Origin of the sequence: Tropicimonas sp. IMCC6043 (genome assembly GCF_004146235.1) — a bacterium.
Classification (GTDB): domain Bacteria; phylum Pseudomonadota; class Alphaproteobacteria; order Rhodobacterales; family Rhodobacteraceae; genus Tropicimonas.
Map to the genome: position 1 here is coordinate 1 of NZ_SELO01000128.1, position 936 is coordinate 936.

1 protein-coding gene is annotated in these 936 nt (G+C 62.1%); it reads right to left on the reverse strand.

The features are described 5' to 3' along the window. Positions 1 to 84: 84 nt before the first annotated feature. A partial coding sequence (locus EU800_RS26065; protein ID WP_129636355.1) for an IS5 family transposase occupies positions 85 to 936 on the reverse strand: 852 nt, incomplete at its 5' end.

The window sequence follows — 936 nt, forward strand, 5'->3', positions numbered from 1 at the left end:
GCCGCGGCCCGTCCGAAGGTCCCAGGATTGGCGGTTTCGGGGCCGTCTGCGTGGCGTCGCAGGCCACTTTGGACGGACTCGTCCTCATGCCATCAGCCGCCGTCGAACCAGATAGAGGTTGCCGAGCGCGAACAGGGTGAAGAGCTGCGCCCGGTTCTTGGCGAGTCCTCGGTAGCGGGTCTTCACGTAACCGAACTGCCGCTTCAACACCCGGAACGGATGCTCGACCTTCGCCCGCACCATCGCAATGATCCGGTTGATGCGCTCGTCGAGCGGATGAAGCTTGCTGCTCTTGGGAGCCTTGCGCATCACGCCCCATACCTTTCCCGGTGCCTCGAATTCAGCCTCACGCTCGACGTTCACGTACGCCTTGTCCGCCCAGACAGACGTCTCGTCACCATGGAGCAGTTCATCCCATACCCGGCTGTCGTGCACCTTGGCTGTCGTCGTCTCAAGGCTGTGGGTGACGCCGCTTTCGACATTGACACCCACATGCGCTTTCATGCCGAAGTACCAGGTATTTCCCTTCTTCGTGGACGACATCTCCGGATCACGCGCTTTGGCTTTGTTCTTGGTCGAGGATGGGGCGTCGATGATCGTCGCATCCACCAGCGTGCCCGAGCGCAACGTGATGCCCTGGTCGGCAAGGTGTCCGTTCACTTCCCTGAACAACGCCTCGGTCAGCCCGTGCCGCTCCAGCAAGTGCCGGAAGTTAAGGATGGTGGTCTCGTCCGGAATGCGGTCATCGCCCAACTCGATCCCCGCAAACCGCCGCATGGCCTCGCTGTCGTACAGCATCTCCTCGGCCATCGGGTCGCTCAGCGCATACCACTGCTGCAGGAAATAGACCCGCAGCATCGTCTCCAATGGCATCGGCGGACGCCCGCCCTTCGGCCTAGCCTTGGGATAGTGCGGTTCTATCAGCGCCAGAAGCCG